Annotated in this window: 27 protein-coding genes; 2 read left to right on the top strand and 25 right to left on the bottom strand. The window is 68.4% G+C overall.

Annotated features, from left to right (window positions below):
- Positions 1-187: 187 nt before the first annotated feature.
- The 21 genes from QQ657_RS09955 to QQ657_RS09855 all read right to left on the bottom strand — a co-directional run bounded on the left by QQ657_RS09955 (position 188) and on the right by QQ657_RS09855 (position 14,175).
- Entirely contained in the window at positions 188-838 is a 651-nt protein-coding gene (locus tag QQ657_RS09955; protein ID WP_091628506.1) for a hypothetical protein, read from the bottom strand.
- Positions 839-1,284: 446 nt separating this feature from the next.
- Positions 1,285-1,731 (bottom strand): hypothetical protein, encoded by a 447-nt coding sequence (locus tag QQ657_RS09950; protein WP_284741790.1) that lies wholly within the window; start codon positions 1,729-1,731, stop codon positions 1,285-1,287.
- A gap of 78 nt (positions 1,732-1,809) precedes the next feature.
- Positions 1,810-2,214, bottom strand: coding sequence for a hypothetical protein (locus QQ657_RS09945; RefSeq protein ID WP_091628502.1), 405 nt, complete (start codon positions 2,212-2,214; stop codon positions 1,810-1,812).
- A gap of 170 nt (positions 2,215-2,384) precedes the next feature.
- On the bottom strand, positions 2,385-2,537 hold the full coding sequence (locus tag QQ657_RS09940) for a hypothetical protein (RefSeq protein ID WP_177231786.1): 153 nt from the start codon (positions 2,535-2,537) through the stop codon (positions 2,385-2,387).
- A gap of 119 nt (positions 2,538-2,656) precedes the next feature.
- On the bottom strand, positions 2,657-2,935 hold the full coding sequence (locus tag QQ657_RS09935; RefSeq protein WP_091628501.1) for a hypothetical protein: 279 nt from the start codon (positions 2,933-2,935) through the stop codon (positions 2,657-2,659).
- A 338-nt stretch (positions 2,936-3,273) separates the two neighbouring features.
- Entirely contained in the window at positions 3,274-3,495 is a 222-nt protein-coding gene (locus tag QQ657_RS09930; RefSeq protein ID WP_091628499.1) for a hypothetical protein, read from the bottom strand.
- A 386-nt stretch (positions 3,496-3,881) separates the two neighbouring features.
- Entirely contained in the window at positions 3,882-4,154 is a 273-nt protein-coding gene (locus tag QQ657_RS09925) for a hypothetical protein (protein ID WP_091628498.1), read from the bottom strand.
- 736 nt (positions 4,155-4,890) lie between these two features.
- Complete coding sequence (locus tag QQ657_RS09920) at positions 4,891-5,259, bottom strand: hypothetical protein (protein WP_091628496.1); 369 nt, start codon at positions 5,257-5,259, stop codon at positions 4,891-4,893.
- Positions 5,260-5,558: 299 nt separating this feature from the next.
- On the bottom strand, positions 5,559-6,563 hold the full coding sequence (locus QQ657_RS09915; protein ID WP_284741789.1) for a hypothetical protein: 1,005 nt from the start codon (positions 6,561-6,563) through the stop codon (positions 5,559-5,561).
- 497 nt (positions 6,564-7,060) lie between these two features.
- Positions 7,061-7,222, bottom strand: a complete 162-nt coding sequence (locus QQ657_RS09910; protein WP_177231785.1) for a hypothetical protein — start codon at positions 7,220-7,222, stop codon at positions 7,061-7,063.
- A gap of 446 nt (positions 7,223-7,668) precedes the next feature.
- On the bottom strand, positions 7,669-7,992 hold the full coding sequence (locus QQ657_RS09905; RefSeq protein WP_091628493.1) for a DUF4326 domain-containing protein: 324 nt from the start codon (positions 7,990-7,992) through the stop codon (positions 7,669-7,671).
- Between the two features lie 370 nt (positions 7,993-8,362).
- Positions 8,363-8,677: a DUF732 domain-containing protein gene (locus QQ657_RS09900; protein ID WP_177231784.1), complete on the bottom strand. Its 315-nt coding sequence runs from the start codon at positions 8,675-8,677 to the stop codon at positions 8,363-8,365.
- A 440-nt stretch (positions 8,678-9,117) separates the two neighbouring features.
- Entirely contained in the window at positions 9,118-9,408 is a 291-nt protein-coding gene (locus tag QQ657_RS09895; protein WP_284741788.1) for a hypothetical protein, read from the bottom strand.
- A 526-nt stretch (positions 9,409-9,934) separates the two neighbouring features.
- Complete coding sequence (locus QQ657_RS09890; RefSeq protein ID WP_284741787.1) at positions 9,935-10,435, bottom strand: hypothetical protein; 501 nt, start codon at positions 10,433-10,435, stop codon at positions 9,935-9,937.
- 253 nt (positions 10,436-10,688) lie between these two features.
- A complete protein-coding gene (locus tag QQ657_RS09885; protein ID WP_091628487.1) occupies positions 10,689-10,910 on the bottom strand; it encodes a hypothetical protein in 222 nt (73 codons plus the stop codon).
- Between the two features lie 5 nt (positions 10,911-10,915).
- A complete protein-coding gene (locus QQ657_RS09880; protein ID WP_284741786.1) occupies positions 10,916-11,140 on the bottom strand; it encodes a hypothetical protein in 225 nt (74 codons plus the stop codon).
- Between the two features lie 379 nt (positions 11,141-11,519).
- A complete protein-coding gene (locus tag QQ657_RS09875; RefSeq protein WP_091628484.1) occupies positions 11,520-11,972 on the bottom strand; it encodes a hypothetical protein in 453 nt (150 codons plus the stop codon).
- Between the two features lie 82 nt (positions 11,973-12,054).
- The gene (locus QQ657_RS09870) at positions 12,055-12,516 is read right to left on the bottom strand and encodes a hypothetical protein (protein WP_091628482.1); all 462 of its coding nucleotides are present in this window, start codon (positions 12,514-12,516) and stop codon (positions 12,055-12,057) included.
- Positions 12,517-12,727: 211 nt separating this feature from the next.
- On the bottom strand, positions 12,728-13,177 hold the full coding sequence (locus QQ657_RS09865) for a hypothetical protein (RefSeq protein ID WP_284741785.1): 450 nt from the start codon (positions 13,175-13,177) through the stop codon (positions 12,728-12,730).
- Positions 13,178-13,370: 193 nt separating this feature from the next.
- Positions 13,371-13,664, bottom strand: coding sequence for a hypothetical protein (locus QQ657_RS09860; RefSeq protein ID WP_284741784.1), 294 nt, complete (start codon positions 13,662-13,664; stop codon positions 13,371-13,373).
- Between the two features lie 133 nt (positions 13,665-13,797).
- Positions 13,798-14,175, bottom strand: a complete 378-nt coding sequence (locus tag QQ657_RS09855) for a histone-like nucleoid-structuring protein Lsr2 (protein WP_284741783.1) — start codon at positions 14,173-14,175, stop codon at positions 13,798-13,800.
- Between the two features lie 398 nt (positions 14,176-14,573).
- Between QQ657_RS09855 and QQ657_RS09850 the strand changes: the two genes are divergently transcribed.
- Positions 14,574-15,161 carry a hypothetical protein gene (locus QQ657_RS09850; protein ID WP_143086441.1) on the top strand — a complete coding sequence of 196 codons (588 nt, stop codon included), beginning with the start codon at positions 14,574-14,576 and terminating at the stop codon, positions 15,159-15,161.
- 78 nt (positions 15,162-15,239) lie between these two features.
- On the opposite strand, the gene QQ657_RS09845 is transcribed toward QQ657_RS09850, so the two are convergent.
- Entirely contained in the window at positions 15,240-15,812 is a 573-nt protein-coding gene (locus tag QQ657_RS09845) for a hypothetical protein (protein ID WP_284741782.1), read from the bottom strand.
- Between the two features lie 316 nt (positions 15,813-16,128).
- Here QQ657_RS09845 and QQ657_RS09840 point away from each other — a divergent pair, with 316 nt between their 5' ends.
- Entirely contained in the window at positions 16,129-17,337 is a 1,209-nt protein-coding gene (locus QQ657_RS09840) for an ISAs1 family transposase (RefSeq protein WP_284741781.1), read from the top strand.
- 58 nt (positions 17,338-17,395) lie between these two features.
- Here the strand turns inward: QQ657_RS09840 and QQ657_RS09835 are convergent, their stop codons facing one another.
- From QQ657_RS09835 to QQ657_RS09825, 3 genes are all read right to left on the bottom strand, one after another.
- Entirely contained in the window at positions 17,396-17,737 is a 342-nt protein-coding gene (locus QQ657_RS09835) for a nuclear transport factor 2-like protein (protein WP_284741780.1), read from the bottom strand.
- A gap of 39 nt (positions 17,738-17,776) precedes the next feature.
- A complete protein-coding gene (locus QQ657_RS09830) occupies positions 17,777-18,571 on the bottom strand; it encodes an MBL fold metallo-hydrolase (RefSeq protein ID WP_284741779.1) in 795 nt (264 codons plus the stop codon).
- Between the two features lie 91 nt (positions 18,572-18,662).
- Positions 18,663-18,905, bottom strand: a complete 243-nt coding sequence (locus QQ657_RS09825; RefSeq protein ID WP_284741778.1) for a class III extradiol ring-cleavage dioxygenase family protein — start codon at positions 18,903-18,905, stop codon at positions 18,663-18,665.
- Positions 18,906-19,052: the final 147 nt, after the last annotated feature.

The raw sequence follows: 19,052 nt of genomic DNA, 5'->3' as shown, positions 1-19,052 counted from the left end.
GGTGTTCCGGCGGAAGAGTCCGCGGCCAGCCTCGGGGCCCGCGGCCGGATCTCCCGTGTCGGGCTGGGCTGGCGAGGTCCGGTGTGACGCCGTGGCGTCGGCCACCATCGGCGTGGCCGCGATCCGGGACATCCGCCCGGGCGGAGCGCGATCGGTGCGAGCACGCCCCGCCGGAGCGGGCAGAGGGCTACCCGATGTGGAAGTCGGGGTTGACCCTGCGCAGCAGGGCCCGGATCCGCAGGGTCAGGGCCTCGGTTTCCAGCAGCTCTTCGACGATTGGTTCCGGGGTGGACAACCAGCCTCCGGTGTGCGGGTCGACCCCGACGACAACCACCGGCCCGAACAGCGGCAGGTGGCGAGGGTCGAGTTCGAGCATGGTGTGGGCGAGCCGGACGTCGTCCGTGGTGGACGGGTACTCGCCGTTGACGACGCTGCTCCACAGCCCGATGCGGTATCCGCTGGCGCGCCGGTTGTAGTGCCGGTGCGGGTGATTGGTGCTGTGCCCTTCGTTGTTGGTCAGGAAATCGACCGTCGGCAGGCAGGTGGCAGCGTCGACGGTGCTTCCGAGGTAGGGCGCCAGCGCCGGACGCAGGGAGCCGTCGGCGGAGCGCGGCAGCGTGACCTGGCGCATCGGCTCGCGCGAGTCGACTGGAATCAGCAGGCCGTCGACGGATGCGTGGTCCTGCGCGGCGCCGGGGCGCCACCGCATCGCATCCGCGGCGAAGCTCTGCTCGGCGGTGATGGTCTTCGGGCGGCCGGTTCGGACCAGGTCGGCGACGGCGTCATCGAGCGAGCGGAGAATCAAGTCGATGTCGGGTCGTGCTGTGGGCTGGGGCATCGGGGGCGCTCCTTGGAATGTGGCGTCTGGGACGCGGCCCTGGTGAGCACGGCGGGGTGGGAGCCGAAGGCCGGCGATGAACCCGCCCGGCGCCCCGAGGGCCGGAGCGCTGCGACGTGACCACGCAGGCGCCGGGCGGGTTCATCGCCGCTCGTCCCGCCGCGATGTGCTCCGGTGGGCGTCCCAGACGCAGGCGTCCCCGGATGCGGCATCGAAGCTCACAGAGAGCCGCCGCGACGATGGGGCAGCCGACAGCCCGGGCGGGCGCGGTAGGCTGGTCAGGTGTTTTCCTTCCCAGAGTCGACGCCTGGGGCTGTGGGGTAGACACATCGCTGGACGCTGTTTTGGCGACCTCGCCCGCGAAGCGAGGCGACCTTCGGGTCGGTAGTGACCAGCCGGCCCACCCCGGGTCTCCGGGGGTGGGCCAACTCATCGGCAACGACGGATCAGGCCACATCGAATTCGTCGTCATCGTCGGCCCGGTCCAGCTCCGCGAAAAGCTCCGCGTCCTGCGGGTCGGCCGCGATCACCAGGAACGCATGGCGCTGGAAGTCGCTCCCGCCGTCTTCGCTGTCCAGGGCGGGCACGTTGCCGGGCAGGACAGCGGCGACGAAGAACTCGTCGCTGGAGTAGTCGCGCAGCCCCACCACGGTGTAGTGGTGGCGGGCCTGGCGCAGCTGGCGCTCGACGGTGTCGGGGTCCTGGGTCGTGTCGATGCCGACCCGTGTCAAGAACTCCACCAGCACCGAGTTCTCTTCGCCGAGCGGAGTGCCTTCGGCGCAGCAGAGGTCTCGGTAGAAGGTGAGGATCGCCGCGCCGAGCGGGTGCTCGGGGTGCAGCAGCGGCGGATCCTGCTCGGAACTCGGCTGGCTGCTCGGCATGCTGGTGGTCATGGTGGATTCGGTGTCCTTCCTGGATTTCGTGGGGTGGTCCGGCGTTTTGGCGGGCGCCGGTCGAGGCGGAGTGACGTGTCAGGCAGCGTGTCGGGAGGCTTCTGCGCGCAGCTTCTCCGCGGTGCGGCGGGGACTGCGCAGCGCGTCGCGGAAGAAGCGGACGTCGTCCTGCCATGCCTGCTCGCACAGATCGCAGGGCAGGCGAGTCCAGCCGCCGGACGCCGGGTAGTGCACCCACTCGCGGGTGCCGGAGCAAAGTTCGCAGTGGGCACGCCAGAAATTGCAGGCCGGTGACTGGGCGAACCACCCTTCGCTTGCGCAGGAAGGGCACAAGCACTGCACGCCGACTCGTTCTGGCTTTCGAGGCAGGGGTGTACAGCCAGGCATCCGCGGCTGGAAGAACATGTAGTAGGCGTAGCCGCCGAAGTCGACGGCCCGGGCCGCCCAGTCCTTGGCGAGCTGCGCGGCGCTGGGAACGAACATGACCGACTTCCTTTACCTGGTCGGGATGGGCGAAAAGCGGGAGGCATGCCGGTGTACGTCATGGGAAGCAGTGGGCGGCGACGTTGCAGCGCCGGATCGGCGGGTCGCGGAGGCAACGCTGTCCCCTTGGCCGGCCCGGTTATCGCCGGGCCGGCCAAGGGACGGTGCGCCTACATGACCTTCTTGCCGTTCAGCCACTCCGTCACGACCAGAACACCGGCAGGGCCGCCGCGGTCCTTCAGGACGATCACCCGGCGTGCGTCCGCAGCGATGTTTTGGGCAGTGCTGAGCGCCTCCTTCCGGGTGAATTGACGCGGGATCATTCGGCCGTCTTTCTGGACGATGTAGTTCGGCTCGGTGTCTTCACGGCCGCGGTCTCGCGGTGAAACCTCGCACCTCCAGTGCGGATTTGTTGTCCGGCAGGCAAAAGGTGTGTGTCGGCCTAGAGTTCGTGGATCCGTGCCATCGGGCGGGCCGCGGCGCGTGAGCAGGCGGGCTTGTTGTGGGACCGGCCGTCGAACGGCTTGTTGCAGCCGGCGCACGGGCCTACGCCCGCGATGGTGGACTTCACAACCTGCGGCTTGGTCGCCGACGCAACACCGCGGGACACCTTGGTGGCGGTCTTGGTCGCGGCCTTCTTGGCAGGCTCCGTGACGGACTTCTGCACGACCTTCTTCGCGGCTTTTTTGGCTGCCTTCTTGGCCAATTCCTTCATGCCCATGTGGCGTTCTCCCGCTGGTTCGGCTCGCCGGGCTTTCCGGCGAGGGGACGCCCCCGGTGCTTGGGGGCGGAACCAGCAGGGCCGGCGAGCGCGGACCGGCCGGGGCGTCGCGCTCGGCCGTCCGGGTGGGATCGCGCGGCACGTGCGACCGAGCGCAGCGAGGCTCGTCTCACCCGGACGGCTGGGTGTGCGGCGTTTCGGGCGCAGCCGCGGGCGTCGGTCAGCGTCGGTGAGCCCTCAACACGGCGGGGAGTCACAACGCCCGGAACCTCGAGCACCTCCGGCGGGGTCCGCCAGGCTCCCGGGGGCGCGACGCCGCGCCGTGAGGCAGGGCTGGATCAGGCCTTCAGGCCGTTGACGGCGGCTTTGATGAAATCCCGGTTCACCATTTTCGACGCGAGTCCGTAGTGCTTGATGAGTTCTTTCCGAATCGACTCCACGTCAGAATTGATTCGCCGGTACTTGTCGATGAGCTCGACAGCGCGGGTGATGTAGCGGTGCGGGTGATTTCCTCCCGCGATCTGCGCGACTTCTCGTGCTACGTCAGCGGGTTTCTTCATGGCCATTGCTCCGGATCTGCAGGCGTGTCACCGAGATGGGCTTGCTCGGCACCCCGTGGTTGGGGTGATCGCCAGCAGGACTGGCGGCCGCGGACCGGGCGGGGCCTCGTGCTCGGCCGACCGGGGTGGGATCGAGCACCCAGCGCGGCCGGGGCAGGAATCGTCGATCTCACCCGGTCGGCTGAGGCACGTGAGGTATCGGGCGCAGCCGCGGGACGTCGGTCAGCGTCGGCGACCCCAACCCGACGGGTGCCGATGGAAATCCGCCGCTGCAGAAGCCGGGTCAGGACAGACCAATGGCAGGGAGAAACGGAAGTGGGCGGGGCGTGGTCGGAGTGTTCGGTCCTGGAATCGGGACCGAACACTCCGTTCCCTGTCGCGTTGTGTCAGCCGCGCTGGTGGATCGGGTGTTCACGCCCGTCCACCCAGGCGACCCAGGACTCCGGATTGGTCGGCGGGGTGAGCACCCAGCCGCCGGAGGCGATGACCTTTTCAACGGTGTGGCGCACGACGCCGGGACCGTAGGACTCGATGACACGGCGCCCGTTGTCGAGGTCCAGGACGTGGGCGCAGGTGCTGCTGTAGTCGATGCGGATCAGGTACCTCCCGCGCTTCGTGGTGGGTTGCTGCCGCGCGGGCGGCTTTTTCGGTGCGGCCATCTGCTCTCCCGAAGACTGCTGGCTCCGATGTGGACAGAGGGCGGCTGAGCAGCCCGGTCCGGTTCGGGCATGGGGGCCGCGTGCGGCCATCGCGTGAGCGACGCCGAAGGCGCATTGCGCGAGCCGGATCGGGCTGCTGCTCTGGCACCCGTCCGCGACGGTCGGCGGTCGGGAAACGTGACCGCATGGCGCGCGCTTGAGGCCGCGGGCCGCGGGGAGACCTGAAGTGATGAGCGAAGCGCCGAATGCAGCCAGGTCCGGCCGAACCTCGGCAGGACCTGGCTGTGACGTCGTCGATCAGAACGACGCCCAAGACTCCCCTGGGGTAAGCGTCGACCAGCCCCGGCAGCAACCGGGCGTCATCCAGGTCGTCGTCATTGCACACGCCGTGGAGGTCGGCGGTCGTGGGCCGGGCCGGCCGTCACCCGGGATGAGCTCGACGTGTTCGGCAGCCGGAGACCAGTGTGGCTCGGTCCCGATGGGGCGTTCCGAAGGATGATCGTGACGGGTAGCGGGTAACCGCCGCTTGTCGCGGCCGTGCAGTCTGGGGCTGCGGACGTGGTTAAGGAACTCACGAGCGTGCTCGTCGACAGGGGCCTGGCCGGGATGCCACGGGGGCGGGGCATCCCGGCCGGACCGAGCCGTCCGCGGTGACCAGACCGGCGGGCGGCTCATTCCGGTGCGCGCGATCTTGTCCGTTCGGGCCGGACCGTGCTGCGCACCCTGGGCGCGTTGGCTACTGCTCGTCGTGGACGGTCCAGCTGGCGATCCGGTAGCGCGATGTCAGCTCTGCTTCGAGTCCGTCGGCGTCTTGGGCCAGGATCAGTGGCTCGAACACGTCCTGGATGCCGTCGGACAACGTGTCCGGATAGCAGTCACCACCGAGAACCGGGCAGTCGGCCAGGACGGACACGGCTGTATAGGTCGGGTTCCGGGAGTGGAAGGCCAGTGCCAAGGCCGGGAACTGGCCGGGGCGGAACTGCAGTTCGACTGCGCCGAGCGGGCCTTCGCAGATCAGCGACGTGCTGAAGCCGTGCCAGTCGAGCGTCCGGAAGGTCAGCTCGGGGTCGTGGTCGCCCGCCGGGGCAAGATCATCGGTGGTCATCGGGAATCCCCTGTTCGGTGAAATGCCTGGACAGGGCCGGGCCCTCAGCGCGCCGGACGGGGGTCCGCAGGACGGCGGGGGTTCCGCCCCTGCGGGCAGGCGGGCGGTCCGCAGCGGAGCAAGGGCGGTCCGCCTGCCCGCAGGGGCGGGTTCATCGGCGCGAAGCCCCCGGCCGGGGTGCTGGTCTCGTGACGTCCAGGCATTGACCGGCCCAGGGGTCCTGGGCGCCGACGCGGCACGGCTCGGCGCGGCAGGGTGCTGCTGTGCCGACCAGCTCGGCCGGCACAGCAGCACCAGCGTCAGTAGGTCGCGAACCCGCCGCCTTCGGCGGCCGCGCGGTTGAGGAAGGCGATCCAGCGGTCCCAGTAGTCGCGCTCGATTTCGCTGTCGGCGAGGACCTTCGCCACGATCTCCGGATCGGTGTCGCGGTAGGTGCGCAGGGCGCCGGCAATTTCCTCGGGGGTGTTGATCCATCCGTCGTTCGTTCCGGCGATCTTGTGCCACCACATGCGATCCGAGCTGGGGCTGAACCGCAGAACGCGGTTCGTCGCGGCGTGATGGGCCTGGGCCTGGGCGATCGCCTCCGGGTGTTCGGTCAGGTAGCGCCACTCCGCGGTTTCGTACTGGGACAGGACCTCGCCGGTGATGGCGGTGAACAGCTCGCCGCGCAGCTGCTCGGAGGGCTCGACCTGCTTCTCCGAGCCGGCGCTGGTCTCGGCTGCCGCGGTGGCGGCGACGGCGGGCACGGTGGCGGTCCGGTAGGACCGGAGTCCGGCCATGATCTGCTCGGCGCGAGATCGGGCCGCGTTCTGCTCGCCGGGGGTCAGGTGGTCCACCTTGCTCAGTAGCGAAGACAGGCTGCGCATGGCGACGTCGGACAGTGCATCCGCCAGGTTCGGGTGGCGCACGATCAGTTCGGTCATGGCCCCCTGGTCGATCTCGTCGGGCAGAGCACGCAAAGCCGGATGCGCGGCGAGGTCGGGGAAATTGGGAGCGCGCGTATCTCCGACCATGTTCAGGTGATCCATGGCCGAGGCGTAGCGGCGCCCGCCGAAGAGGTTGAGCCGGAAGGACCAGACCTGTTCCTGCGACATCGCGTCGTAGGCGTCCTCAACCGCCGCCTGTGCGGCGCGCCAGCGGTCGCTCCCGCCGCAGGGCTTGAGGTCCCGGTCGACTCCTCCTCGTTCGGAGGGGTCGAGGGCATTGCGTGCTTGCGCGGCCAGGCTGAATTGTTGGTGCGCTGTGTTGTACTTCGCGCGTTGCTCGGCGCTCGGCTCGTTGATCCAGTAGTAGTCGTAGCCCATGTGGTGCCTCGGATCCTGGTCGGGCGCAGGGACCGGGGTGAGCCCGCCGGTGCCCTTCGCGATCGGCGCCCCGGCATGGCTGTTCCGGGGCGCGACCGGTCAGGCCGGCGGCTGACCGCAGCGGGCAAGGGCGTGCGATCGGCCGGGCGGGTGGCCCGCAGCGCAGCGAGGACCGTCACCCGCCTGGCCGGGCAGGGCGGCCCTTGCGTGCGTGGTCGGCGGTGGCCAGGGTCCGCGCGTCCGGAGCGGCGGGCCGCCGCCGTGCAGGGTCCACCGCGATGTCGAGGTGATCTCGTGCCCGCATCGCAGCGGGGTGACATCGATGGCTCGGTGGCGTGCGAGCGAGCTCGGGCGGCCCTTGCGTCGTCGCGGTCGCCGATGCGTCCCGCGGTCCTGATGGGTGGCGTCTGCTCGACCAGAGCTCGCGCTTGCGCTCCAGACCGCGGCCGCTCGCAGGGGAACGGCCGGGGGTTGACCCCTCAGCCGTTCCCGTGACGTCAGTTTTCCTGTTGCTCCTTCAGCTTCTTCACGGCCTTCTTGCGGCCTTCCACCGCGGCCGTCAGGTCCCGCGGTGGCGGCTTGGTCTCGGCGGCGGAGGCGGCCTTGGCTCGTCGGCGGGCCGAGCGCGCGATGAACTCCTCGGTGGTTTCCTCACTCAATGGTCTGTCGCTTTCCGTGTGTGCTCGCGCTGATGCGGCATCTGGTCAGTCCGGTCGACGAGGCGACCGGCCTTCCCCGCCGGTTGGTGGGGCGCGATACGGAGCGACCACCAGAGCCCAGACCGGCCGGGGCGGCGCGCTCGTCCGGCCGGAGCGGGATCGCGCAGCGACCGAGCGAAGCGAGGCCCCGTCTCCTCCGGCCGGATCGGGCAGGTGTCGCATCGGGCGCAGCTGGCGCCGGTGGTCCAGAGTTCGACGCCCCCGCACCCGCGGAAGGGGTCTCGCCGGGACCGGGCGGCCGCAGGAACAGCAAAGCGGTCGGGCTGGACGACCGCCCGGTCCGCCCGTCCTTGCCGTGGTTGACCGTGGCCGCCCGGATCTGAGTGACTCGAGCCTCAGTGCGGCAGGACGAATGGCGTCCTGCCGCACCAGGCGCGCGGGTGGGTTCAGAACAGAAGCGGAGGAGTCCAGTTGTCACACCGCGGCGGAGGTCCCCACGGATCAGCGGGTGTCAGGCCCGCCGACAGCGCTGCCAGCACATCGCCATGACACCGATTCGGAGCGCACCAGCATCCGAGGGTCTTGCCGGACAGCTCAGCGAGTGCGGCGACCAGCTCGGGCTGCGCGAGCAGCCACCGCTCGTAGCGGGTGATCACCTGCTCGCGGCTGCCGTCGCGGCCGATCACGAAGGGATTGCCCCACTTCGACGGTCGGCCAATGTAGACGTCGTGCGGCGCACGTTTGCAGTGCACTACCAGCGGGTGTGCCATTCGCGTTCCTTCGCTCTCCTGAGTCCGGCGTCATCCGCCGGGAAACTGCTTCGCCGGCGCGTTCGGCCGAAGGGCCGTCGATCTGCGGCGGAGGAAGTCAGGCCGTGTCGGGGCCTCGCAGGGCGGCGGGGGTTCCGGCTCGCGCGGTTGGGGCCGGGTTCATCGCCGCGCACCCTGACGCGGTGTGATCGAGTTCGAGCAGATCAACGTCCAGGTCGGGCTGCGCCAGCCGAGTTGGGAAGCGGCAACGTCGCCAGGTGTGGCGGCGGGGGGTGGCGGATGACCGGGGGCGGCCGGGGTCGAGCAGGGTGCTGGAGCCGTGCCCTGCCACCCTCGGATGGCAGGGCACGGACGTCCTGTGCGGCGGTGGTCAGCTCCGCCCGGGCAGCTTGAGCGCGGCGGCCTGCTGCGGGCAGTAGCTGCGGATGGCCGCCACCGCGATCGCGCTTCCCCAGTCCGGGTAGCGGTCGTCGGAGAGGCTCTTCACGATCGCGGGCAGGGCCGTGCCGCTGTTGAGTGAGGTACAGACTCGCCGTCCGACGGTCACCAGGTCGGTGGAACTGCCCGTCGAGGTGTAGTCGATGTCGGCATTGCGCGTCTCACTCAGGAACACGATGTCGGCGTTGGTCAGTTCGGGACCACCGCCGCGGTTTGCGCCCAGGGCCGAGCAGCTGGTCAGCGCCATTGTGGACGCGATGGCCGCGAGAGCGAGAGCGCGGGGACGAAAGCGGTTGTTCACCGGGAACCTCCGGATCGAGGGTGCGTGGACGCGCGCGTGCACAGCGGGCTGGGCGGGCACGGGCAGGGTTCGGCGGAGCCGACCGCGTAGCGGTCTGCCTTGCCGGCGCCCCGCCCGGTCTGCTGCCATCCGGCGTCCGCGAACCCGGCTGGCCGGATGCTCCGTCAACCGCCGGCGATGTGGCGCGAGGTCGTCGGCCGGGCATGCTTGCGCTGATCTGCTCGGGCGAAGCACGCCGTAGAGGTGAAGGTGCGCGGTGCGGAAGGCACAGTCGGCAGGCGGACGTGCGACGTTTCGGCTGCGAGTCGGGCTGGTTTGCCAGGCAGCCCACTGCACGGGCGAAGGCAACGCCACCCGCGGTCAACTGCCTGGCATAGCCGCGATATCTAGGCGTCCGGCTTCGTGTTCTCCAGGGTGGCGAACAACTCTCGCAGACTGGCCCGGTCGAGCTTCGGCATGTCGGCCCTCTCGATCGTCCACACCTTGACCGGCCGGCCCTGCGCGTACCTCTTCATGTCCCGCACCTCGGCCGCGGCTGCTGCTCGGGCGTTCTCAACGCTGCGCGCGGCCAGCGCCGACAATGGCCCCTGTTCGCAAATCACCGTGGATTCCCATTTTTTGGCATCGGAGGGGTGCGGGTGGAACACCACGGCGATGCGGACGATTTCTTCGGTCAACGGTCAGGCCTCTCGTACTCGCCGAAGGTCTTCTCCTTGCGGCGCGGGGCCCGGGCCTTATCCGGTCGGGACGGCACGGTCAGGGGTGTAGCCGGAGGCCGCGCGAAGCGCGCCCTTGACCGTGCCGTCCCGCTCGGATCGTGTGTGGCCGCGTGTCCGGGAAGTCTGGCGCGAGTTGCCGACGGGCAGACCGGCGACCGTGTCGATCCCTGAGGGTCAGGCTTCCTTTGCGCAACAGGGTTTTGCGGCTGTTGTGAGTAGCGCGATGCATGCCTGCTATCCGGATCTGCGGGGTGGCCCAGCGGAGTGGCGAGGTGCTTTCAGCAGTCGAGGAGGCCGCCAAGGACGTGACCGGAGCGCGGACACGCCGCCGGACGGGCTGCTGCGCTTTTCGCATTCACGCACGCCGACATGGTCTGGGTCGTGCCCGCGCTCCGGTCAGCAACTGGCGCCGCCGAGGTCCCGCGGTTTGGAGGTAGGCCGCGGGTCCGGCGCTGGTGAGTGCCGGGCCCGCGGCCGGAATCGGCTAGCCGGTCTTCATTTCGATCTGGTGCCACCGGTGGACTTCCACGAGTGCGCCGTCGATGGAGGGGAACGCAGATACTCGTTCGTCACCGAAAGAGCTGCTGGTGATTTCAACCCCGACGCGGGCGGCTGTGTCAGCCGTCCAGAAGCGGGTGGGAAAGGTCAGGCTGATCGAGCCGTCGTTTCCCGCCGCAACACCACGTGCTTCCATGTGTTCGTACAGCTGGAACAACAGCCACTGCAGTTCGGTGAGCTTGACCTGGAATGCGTTGGTGGCGTGCTCGGTGAACCCGCCGCGCAGGCCGTGTTCCTGGATCACGCAAAGCCGGTCACGGTGGTAGAGGCGCTGTATCAGCGCGTCGGCGCCGATGAAGATCGCCGCGTAGATGGCGAACGGGATCAGCACGTTGAGCCAGTTGATCCAGTTCCAGTCCAGGATGTTCAGCAGTGTTTCAGATCCGACCGGTGGGGATCCGCTGATCAGCGGTGCGATGTGCTTCACACGTGTCTCCTGTAGACGGTGGAATGGGGCCGCTCGCCCGCGGGCGAGCGCGTCACTGGGAGACCGGGTGCCGTCGGTGAGGCCGAGTGTTCCGTGCTCGGCCGACCGATGTGAGATCGCGCGGCACGTGCGACCGAGCGCAGCGAGGCTGGTCTCACTCGCGTCGGCTGCGGCGCTGGAACGCTCGGGCGATCGCGGCGCCGGTCTACGGTGTGACGCCCGCCCCGGTGGTGGACCGGGGCGGGCTGCGGCGTCAGGGCTTGCGGTGTACGGCGCGGATGTCGCGAACGACCTCGGCGATCTCGTGCTGCTGCAGCCCGGCCACGACGGCTTCGCACTGCTGCATCAGGCGAGTGATGATCTCCGCGTCACCGAGACGCAGGTTGATGTCGGTGACGACAAAGGCCACCAGCTTGATCAGGTTCGACTCGCAGATGCGCCGGTGCCGCGGCGCGAGTTCGTCTGCGATGGCCATTGGCTTCATGCGCGGTTGGCCAGGTTCTTCACGGCTGCTGCGATGAACGGCAACTGCGTGAACGGCGCACGGCTGGAGAGGATCTTGGTCAGCTGCGCCTGGATGTGTTCGGGGGACGGGTTGGCCGTGCGGTGATGGTCGATCAGCCTGACGGCGCTGACAACGTCTTTGAGACGTCGATCAGGCGCCATGTGGTGAAGTTGTTGTGCCACGTACTCGGCTTTGTCCATGTGCCGGCTCCCGGTTGCGGTCCTCGCCAGCTGGCCTGGCGATGCGGTCCCCCGGTGTTGGGGGCGGAGCCGGCAAGACCGGCGGTGGCGGACCGGCCAGGATCGCGCGCTCGTCCGACCGGGGTGGGATCGCGCGCAGCGCGACCGAGCGCAGCGAGGCTGGTCTCCCCCGGTCGGCCGGGCTGGTGGGATCTTGGGCGCAGCCGCGGCCGCCGGTCAGCATGGGTGAGCCCTCGACGCGTGGGGCTGCTCCGTCCGGGACGTCTCGATGAGCGTCCCGGTCCGGGCGGCATCAGCTGGGGTGCGGCCACACACCAGACCGGACAGGTGTTGCCCCCGGGACCGCGGGAAGCTGGGCCCCGCGGTCCCGGGGCTGAGGTCACGGATTGTCCAATGGCTCGGGCGGCGGGGTCGACCGGCCGAGATCCTCATTGAACAGTGAGTGTGGAATGTGGCCGTAGTTGTCTACCGGGCTGGCGTTGCCGTGGTTCCCGCGTGCCCACCAGTAGTGCAGCGCGAAGTCCAGGTGCAGATCGTGGGGATTGCGCGTGTATTCGGCGGCGGGTTTCGGGTTCGGCCAGCGATCGTCATTGAACGCGCGCCGTCCGTCGTTCCAGGCCTGCATCCATGCGATGATCGGCGGTTCTTCCGCCGAAATCTCGACAGGCAGGGAAGGTTGGGAGTCAGGGGTGCTGCTGTGCGGGGCGAGCAGATTGCCGATGTTCTCCAGCGCGATGGTGGCAGGAACGTCGTCTCGGGTCCAGGCCGTGACCTGCTCGCGGATGCTCAGCACGAGCCGTTCGGGGTCGTGGAGTGGGTCGTGGGTGTTCATCGTCGTGTCCTTCCGGACTCGAGTTGCGGGGTCATGTCCAGTGCGGCTCGCCGGCGGGTCTGCCGCCGGCGAGCCGCGAGAGTCAGGCGTGCACGGGGATGGCCTCGTCAAGCACCTCGATGCCCCAGGGGGCGCGCTCCCAGTCAGGAAGGGTCCGATAGCGATAGGTTTCGCCGAAGGGCCCGGTGACCAGCACGGCGAGGTCAGGGTGGCGTTCGAGGATCGCGGTGTGCAGCGCGGTCGTCAGCTCGTGGACTTCGCTGTCGTGCCAGCCTGGGTGTTCGCAGGTCTGGTAGTCGAAGCAGGACACGGCCTTGAGCACCACGATCGGGTCGAGGCTGGCCTCGGTGGTGCGCAGGAGGTAGTCGGGCGACCGGGTTTCCTTGCCGTAGCGGTAGTCGACGGACGTGTGGTTTTCCTGCCAGAGCTTCTGCCCCAGGGCGCGGAAGCCTCGGGCGCCGAGGTCGGGGGCGACGACGCCGTACTGCGCCAGCGCGTTGACGAGCACATCGATGTGCCCGCTGGAGACAATCCATGCGGACATGCGAAGACCTTCCTGTATAGGAAAAGGGGCTGTGCGGCGCCGGTCTCGCTCGGCGGCGCTGTCGCCGGTCGCGTCCGGCGCCGAGAGGTGGTCAAGCCACGCGTTTCGGCTTGACCACCGGAGGGGACGGGCGCACGGTGCGGGCGGCCGCCGAGCGGGACCGGGCTGCGCGAGCACGGTGATCAGCAGCCCGCTGGCCGGGTCCTTTGCGTTACAGGTAGGTACCGCACACGCATTCGCAGTAGTGCTGGCGGTCGAGCGGAGCGATGTAGCAGCGGTGGATGCTGTCGCTCACTGCCGGGCAGGAGATCCTGGTGCTGGTGCGCTCACACCGGTGTTCTGTAGTACGGGCCAGGTGCAGTAGCTGGCCGGCGGCCCCAGCCCGGGTGTCCTGCACTGGCAGGCCGCGTCCGTCGGCAGCACAGTAGGAGCCCCAGTCGCCCCAGGCGAAGCGCACGACGTTTCCCAGCAGGTGTCGTCCGAGGAAGACCTCGTACGAGTCCGGCGGCTGAGAAGCGGCTAGAGCGGTCAAGGTGGTGAAGATCGGCCGATAGAACACGTGTCGGGGGTCCCGCACCACTGGGCCGTCGCGATGGCCCGGGGGCCGGTTCGCGCGGACGAGCTCGTGCAGTGTCGCGAGGCTGTCGAGGTTGTGCTTCACGTGTGGCTCTCCTTCGCGGTGACGCGGGTGGTCTGCTCGGCGCAGGCCGGTTTGAGTCAGCGCTGTTTTCGCGGCTTCGCGACGAGAAGTAGGTGTCCACAGTGGACCTTGCCTTGAGTGCCGCAAGTTCATCGCCTGAGAACGGACTTGCGTGCTCCCCTCCTCGTGCGAGGAGGGGAGCACGGCACCGCGCTCAGGTGGTGTGGATGGCGGCGAGAATTCCGCGCGCGCGGTCGACTTCGGCGTCGGGAAGGCCGGCCTTGCCGAGACGGGCGAGCAGGTCGTTGCACGTCTTCGCGTTGCCGCTGGCCGCGGCCGCGCAGAGCTTTACTGCGATGCGCTCGAGGTTCTTTTCCTGGCCGCTGCTGAATCCGGCCAGCTGGATCTGGACAGTCGGGGTTGCGCTCGCAGCGGTGTGGCTGATGATGACCGAAGGCTTGCCGGTGTTGCTCGGGCGGGTTGGGTCGGCGAAGTCGTAGGTGGACATGACTGGGCTCCTTGGGGGCTCGGGCGACGGCGGGGAGGTTGATCGCGCTCTCACGCGGCGGTGCTGCGATCGACGAAGAGCGCCGGTCGGTCCGGCGGGCGCGCCGAGCACGCCCGCCGGATCCAGTTCGGCGTCAGGAGCGCTTGCGGGAGCCCTTCGTCCGCGGGTTGGTCGCCTTGAGGTAGGCCTGGATGACCTTGTTGCTCAGGCGACCCACCGAAGCGACGGTGTAGCCGTTCGCGCCGGCCCAGGCACGGACCTGGCCCTTGAGGTCGTCCGGCTGGGACTGCGCCGACGCGGGTACTTCGGACACGGACTTGGGCGAGGTCTTGCGCCCGCCGACCCGGCGTCCGGCGCTGGCGTACTTCAGCAGCAGTTCTTCGAGGTAAGCGAGGTTGTCGGCGTCGAGGTCGATCTCGTAGTGGACGCCGTCCAGCGCGAACTTCTTGGTCGCGACCGCGGGGTTGCCGCTGATGTCGTCGACGGTGATGACGGTTTCCTTTGTCGCCATGGGCCGGTGGCTCCTTCTGGTGTGCAGGTGTTGCTGACGGCCTCGGCCTGAGCACGGCGTTCGGGGGTCCGCAGGACGGCGCGGCGAGGAGTGGGCGTTCGTTCGGGTGTGATCGCGCGGAGCGCGACCCCGCAGGGGCGTGTCTCACCGGAACGGACGTGCGTGGAACGCTGCGCCGCTCGCCCCCGGGCGTTGTGCTGGGCTTGTGGCGTCAGCAGCACCCGTCACCAGCAGCGCCGGCGGATCCGCCAAAGCCGAGCTGTCGACCTGCGGTAGGCGGGAAGGGCGGCGGGACTCGCAGCCCGCGCCGATCGGTGCCGCGCCGAGGCGCTGGACGGAGGTTCTGCCGGACACTTTCGTCGAGCGAGCGCGGGAACGAAAGGGGCAGACTGCCCGGTATGAGCACTTCCGCGAACTCCCGCAATCACAATGCTCGGCCTGGCTACCAGTTGCACGACGCCATTGACCTGCTCGGCTGGGAAGACCAGAGCATCTGGGGCTGGGACGAGGGCACCAGCAGCTTCTTCGCCCAGCTTTGGCGCAACGGGTCAAGCTCTGAAGCACCGGAGATCTGGCTAACCGGCGCCCGCAAGCCCTATCCGTGGCCAGGCTGTATCGCACTGGACATCGTGGAACTCATCGAGGCAGACCCGCTGGCCGTCGTCCAGGCACTGGGCATCGCCGATCCCGAGCCGGCGCTGCGCAGTGAGGACGACATCGCCCGGCACGCCGATCAGCTGACATCGCTCAACGACCGAAGCGAGTACATCGGTGGCCAGCTCGCCGCACTGACCTGGACACGAGGACAATCTGAGCTCACCCTGAGCACCCGCGCGCCGTGGGACCAAGGCAGGCCGAGCGCGGCGCGCGCCGACGCAGAGCATCATCTGATCACCGGGCGCGTCTACCTCGGCGGAGATCCGGTTCACGGCGGCAGCTTCTTTAACGGGGCCGACGAAGCGCTATGGTGGACACTCGGCCGCTGATGCCCGTCCTGCTCGGCATCTTCGATGCGAATTTCATGCGGGCGAGGGCGCGGGCAATCCACAGTTTTTCGGTGCCGTTCATGGACGACTACTCGATTCCCTTCGTTCATTGCGACGCCGTAGTTCGGCAAGCGTGAGGGGACGCACGACACCGTCGCGCTGCTCCTTGAGGATCGCGACATCGCCGAACTCGGCACGGAACTCGTCCTCACGTCGCTCGTAGTCAGCGAACCGATCAGGATGACGTTCCAGCAGGCGCAGCCAGTGCGCCTGTCCTCCGCGCACACAGCAGCCCGCGCAATTCGCGTGGGCGAATCCTTCGTCGTATGCGGCCGGCGGGGTCAGGCCGAGGGACCGCGCCTCAGCCAGCATCGCGGCCTTGGTCAAACCCGGCTCGTTGGTCAGCGGGAACTCCACATGCCAGGGCGCCCAGCCCTTGCGAATGCCGGGTATCCGCCGGGTTTCCCCGGCATCGATCCCGACGTACAAGGTGGTTGCGTCAGGATCGGCGTGCTCGTCGAGCCAGCGACGGGCGGGTTGCTGCTTGAGAATTTTGGAGCAGGGCGCGAGACGCGCGTTGCCGAGGAACCGTGCGTGCCAGTAGACCTCGAACGGGGTGCGGCCGTCAGTTGAAGCGTGCGAGTTCGCCAAATCCCGTAACGCGTTGAGCGCGAACCCACGCGAGGCAACCAGTTCCTATCCTGGTCTCAGCTTGGGTTCGCGGTCAACTTCGTCGCGCGAACGACCGCCGGTCCGAGTTGTTCGAGGTCGAGCGAGCGGCGCAGTCGAGCGCGTCCGAACGGGAGCCACGGCCGTTTCAAGATCGATTGTCTTGGGTTCACCGTGACGTTCGTCCTGCGCGGATAGCGGTCCGCGTGTCGCATGTGGACATGGGTGAAGCCCCGATATGACAAGGGTCCCTTCACAGACCTACGTCACCCGGAGCTTCGCTGTGGTTCAGTCTGTCATGTCCGCCCGGCGGATGTCGGTGCCGGTCGTGCCGGTGGTGGTGCCGGTCGCGCAGGTGTGTACCGGCCTGCTGCAGTCGTTCGCCCAGGTCAGCGACGGCCGGTCCGATCAGGGCCGGGACCATCCGGTGGCCGCGGTGTTGGCGTTGGCCGCGGCAGCGACGGTGGCCGGCATGGGCGGCTACACCGCGATCACCGGATGGGTAGCCGAGGTGCCGGCCGAGATCCGCCACAACTTGTATCGACGCAGCGGCGCGGCGCCAGCGGCGGCACCGTCGAAGGCCACGCTGTGGCGTGTAGTCACCGGCGCTGACCCGCAGGCGTTCGACGCGGCGGTCGGCACCTGGCTAACCCGGGGCCTGTCCGCGATGCTCAAAGCCGCCGAACACGTCCCCGCTACCGGCAAGGCGCCGCTGATGATGCAGATCCGCCTCGACGGCAAGACCAGCCGGGGCGCCACCGACGCCGAGGGTAACCAGATGCACCTGCTGGCCGTCCTGATCGGCCAGCCCGGAAAGACCACGGTGGTCGCGGCCCAGACCGAGGTCGGCGCCAAGACCAACGAAGTGCCCAAAGCCGTCGACGTGCTTGACCAGATCGACCTGACCAACACCGTGTCCACCGCGGACGCGCTGCACACGGTCAAGGCCACCGCCGACTACATCCACCGCCGCGACGGGTTCTTCCTGCTACCGGTCAAGGAGAACCGCGCCGCGTTGTACGCCGCCTGCGACGCCCTGCCCTGGGCGAGCACCCCGATCGCCCACAAGCACACCGAGCGCGGCCACGGGCGCATCACCCGCCGCACCATCCGCGTCCTGCCCGCCCCCGAGGATCTGCCGTTTCCCCATGTCAAGCAGGTGTACCTGATCGAACGCTATGTCACCGACACCACTGGGCAATCACCATCAGCGGCTGCCGCGCTCGGCGTCACCAATCTGACCGACACCCTGGCCGGCCCTGCAGATCTGGCTACCTACGTCCAAGACCATTGGGGTGTGGAGTCCCTGCACTGGCTTCGTGACACCTGCTACCGCGAAGACAACAGCCACGCGCACACCCGATCCGGCCCCAGGATCCTCGCGTCCCTACGCAACCTGGCCATCGGGGCACTGCGCCTGGCTGGCCGCCACGACATCACCGAAGCCACCCGATGGGCCAACCGCTACATGTATCGGCCATTCACCATCCTCGGCCTCACATTCTGATGCGTCCGCCATGGACGCGCCCCGGCGCAGTCGCTCACCTAACATTGATCTTCCGCGATCAGGTCCAGATGAGTTCCTCGGCGATAGCGCCGTCCTTCCAGCGCGCGACCGTCACCATTCGACTGCCGTCCTCGAACTCACCGACGACGCAGGTCCACTCGCCGGAGCCGAACCGGATAGGGTGCGCTGTGATCTGCGGTACGGAGCCGCCCACGGAGTCTACGAAGGCTTTCATCGCCCCGATGTGATCCTCGATTCCGTGGGTGACAGGCATTCCCTTCATGTCGACGACGACGTCCTTCGTGTGCTTATGGGCGAAGACGCCCTCCCAGTCGCCGGCATTCCAGCCGTTGAAGTCGAGCTCGTCCATGCTGTCCAGGTTGCGGTCGACATCAGTCATGTCAGTGCCTTTCTCTGTTGTGGTTGTCTGCTTGGCAGGTCAGGCAGTTGGGAACAGGTAGCCGTTTTGGATGTCGAGGAGGCCAGCGCCCCCGGCTCGGGGGAAAGCGGTGAGTAGGGTGCTTTTGAGTTCGGCGCCGTTTGTCGCGTTGGCCAGGGCCGGTTCGGCGACATCAAGGTAGGCCAGCACGTAGTCGTAGAGCTCCGGTCCACCAGGCGCTCCGTGGCCGGGCAGTACGGTGGAGAATCCCTTGCTCCGAAGCTCCTCGACGCTCGTGCGCCATCCCGCGAGGTGCTTCTCCGCAAGGTAGAGGTGCAGATTGTCGTAGACCAGGTCCTGGGCCAGCACGACTCCTTCGTCTGCAAGCTCGATGATGAGCATGGCTTCAGCTTCGGTCTGGGTGACGGCCGCGAACTCGAAACGAACGCCGTCGATTACCTCGACGCCGGGCTCGACATCGATCGTCGGGACTGTGACCTTGTCGGGGACGAAGTCCCCGACGGCAGCCTTGTTGCCAGCCAGCATCACGTCTCCGGCTGCAGCGATGGTCTCGCGGGTGGAGGGCAGAGCATGAACCGGTGTGTTGAAGACGCCTGCGCCGAAGAAGTGGTCTGGATGGGCGTGCGAGACGTAGACGCGGGTGATCGGCTTTCCCAGCGAGGCAGCGAACTCGGCTGCCTCGACGGCGAACGGCAAGCCGTACTGGGTGTCGAGGATCAGCAGTTGGCTGGCCAGCTCGATGACGTGAGTGTTGACGGCGAGCCCGGATTCGGGCGACGTGTAGGTGTGGATCGCGACCTGCTCGCGCCTCGTCGTGGTGATCGTTCCCTGCATGATCAGCTCCTGGCGAATCGGCCGCCGCGGGGGGGGCGGACTGTGGACGTGGCTTTGGCATTCCAGCGTGTGTCTGGCCGATCGAGCCGGGTCACGCCGCTTGAAGAGAGCGTTTGGACAGCCCGAGGGCGTACCCGCCGACGGTGGTGGTCGGTGGCTCCGTCGGGTCGGTGGTGGCGCGGAGGGTGACGAACAGCGGTGTGAAGTGCTCCACGGTGGGATGCGCGTAAGGCATTCCAGGCGCGCGGTCGCCGAAATCGGCGAGTTGGTCGACGGCGCCACGGTTCAACGCGTTCGATGACCAGGAGTCGAAGTCCGAGGACCAGCCGGGCACCTTGTCCAGCTTGCCTGGCCGATGTACGGCAAGCCGTGGGTCATGTAACCCGAGCCGATCACGAGGACACCGGAGTCACGCAGCCGTCGGCGGCCCGCCGTGGTACTGATTCCAAGGAGTGCCATTGGGACTCCTCAGTGCAGTCGG

It is taken from the genome of Amycolatopsis ponsaeliensis (genome assembly GCF_030182635.1).
Lineage (GTDB): Bacteria > Actinomycetota > Actinomycetes > Mycobacteriales > Pseudonocardiaceae > Amycolatopsis > Amycolatopsis ponsaeliensis.
Note: the sequence above shows the minus strand (reverse complement) of the source record. Positions and strands in the feature narration are given on the sequence as shown.

Coding starts and splice junctions, on each gene's coding strand:
- QQ657_RS09850 (WP_143086441.1), top strand. CDS start 14,574: ATGAGCACTTCCGCGAACTCCCGCAATCACAATGCTCGGCCTGGCTAC.
- QQ657_RS09860 (WP_284741784.1), bottom strand. CDS start 13,664: ATGTCCACCTACGACTTCGCCGACCCAACCCGCCCGAGCAACACCGGC.
- QQ657_RS09880 (WP_284741786.1), bottom strand. CDS start 11,140: ATGGACAAAGCCGAGTACGTGGCACAACAACTTCACCACATGGCGCCT.
- QQ657_RS09935 (WP_091628501.1), bottom strand. CDS start 2,935: ATGGGCATGAAGGAATTGGCCAAGAAGGCAGCCAAAAAAGCCGCGAAG.
- QQ657_RS09955 (WP_091628506.1), bottom strand. CDS start 838: ATGCCCCAGCCCACAGCACGACCCGACATCGACTTGATTCTCCGCTCG.
- QQ657_RS09835 (WP_284741780.1), bottom strand. CDS start 17,737: ATGACTGATGTCGACCGCAACCTGGACAGCATGGACGAGCTCGACTTC.
- QQ657_RS09945 (WP_091628502.1), bottom strand. CDS start 2,214: ATGTTCGTTCCCAGCGCCGCGCAGCTCGCCAAGGACTGGGCGGCCCGG.
- QQ657_RS09830 (WP_284741779.1), bottom strand. CDS start 18,571: ATGCAGGGAACGATCACCACGACGAGGCGCGAGCAGGTCGCGATCCAC.
- QQ657_RS09925 (WP_091628498.1), bottom strand. CDS start 4,154: ATGGCCGCACCGAAAAAGCCGCCCGCGCGGCAGCAACCCACCACGAAG.
- QQ657_RS09930 (WP_091628499.1), bottom strand. CDS start 3,495: ATGAAGAAACCCGCTGACGTAGCACGAGAAGTCGCGCAGATCGCGGGA.
- QQ657_RS09900 (WP_177231784.1), bottom strand. CDS start 8,677: ATGGCGCTGACCAGCTGCTCGGCCCTGGGCGCAAACCGCGGCGGTGGT.
- QQ657_RS09915 (WP_284741789.1), bottom strand. CDS start 6,563: ATGGGCTACGACTACTACTGGATCAACGAGCCGAGCGCCGAGCAACGC.
- QQ657_RS09875 (WP_091628484.1), bottom strand. CDS start 11,972: ATGAACACCCACGACCCACTCCACGACCCCGAACGGCTCGTGCTGAGC.
- QQ657_RS09905 (WP_091628493.1), bottom strand. CDS start 7,992: ATGGCACACCCGCTGGTAGTGCACTGCAAACGTGCGCCGCACGACGTC.
- QQ657_RS09870 (WP_091628482.1), bottom strand. CDS start 12,516: ATGTCCGCATGGATTGTCTCCAGCGGGCACATCGATGTGCTCGTCAAC.
- QQ657_RS09920 (WP_091628496.1), bottom strand. CDS start 5,259: ATGACCACCGATGATCTTGCCCCGGCGGGCGACCACGACCCCGAGCTG.
- QQ657_RS09855 (WP_284741783.1), bottom strand. CDS start 14,175: ATGGCGACAAAGGAAACCGTCATCACCGTCGACGACATCAGCGGCAAC.
- QQ657_RS09885 (WP_091628487.1), bottom strand. CDS start 10,910: ATGGCCATCGCAGACGAACTCGCGCCGCGGCACCGGCGCATCTGCGAG.
- QQ657_RS09840 (WP_284741781.1), top strand. CDS start 16,129: ATGTCCGCCCGGCGGATGTCGGTGCCGGTCGTGCCGGTGGTGGTGCCG.
- QQ657_RS09940 (WP_177231786.1), bottom strand. CDS start 2,537: ATGATCCCGCGTCAATTCACCCGGAAGGAGGCGCTCAGCACTGCCCAA.
- QQ657_RS09950 (WP_284741790.1), bottom strand. CDS start 1,731: ATGACCACCAGCATGCCGAGCAGCCAGCCGAGTTCCGAGCAGGATCCG.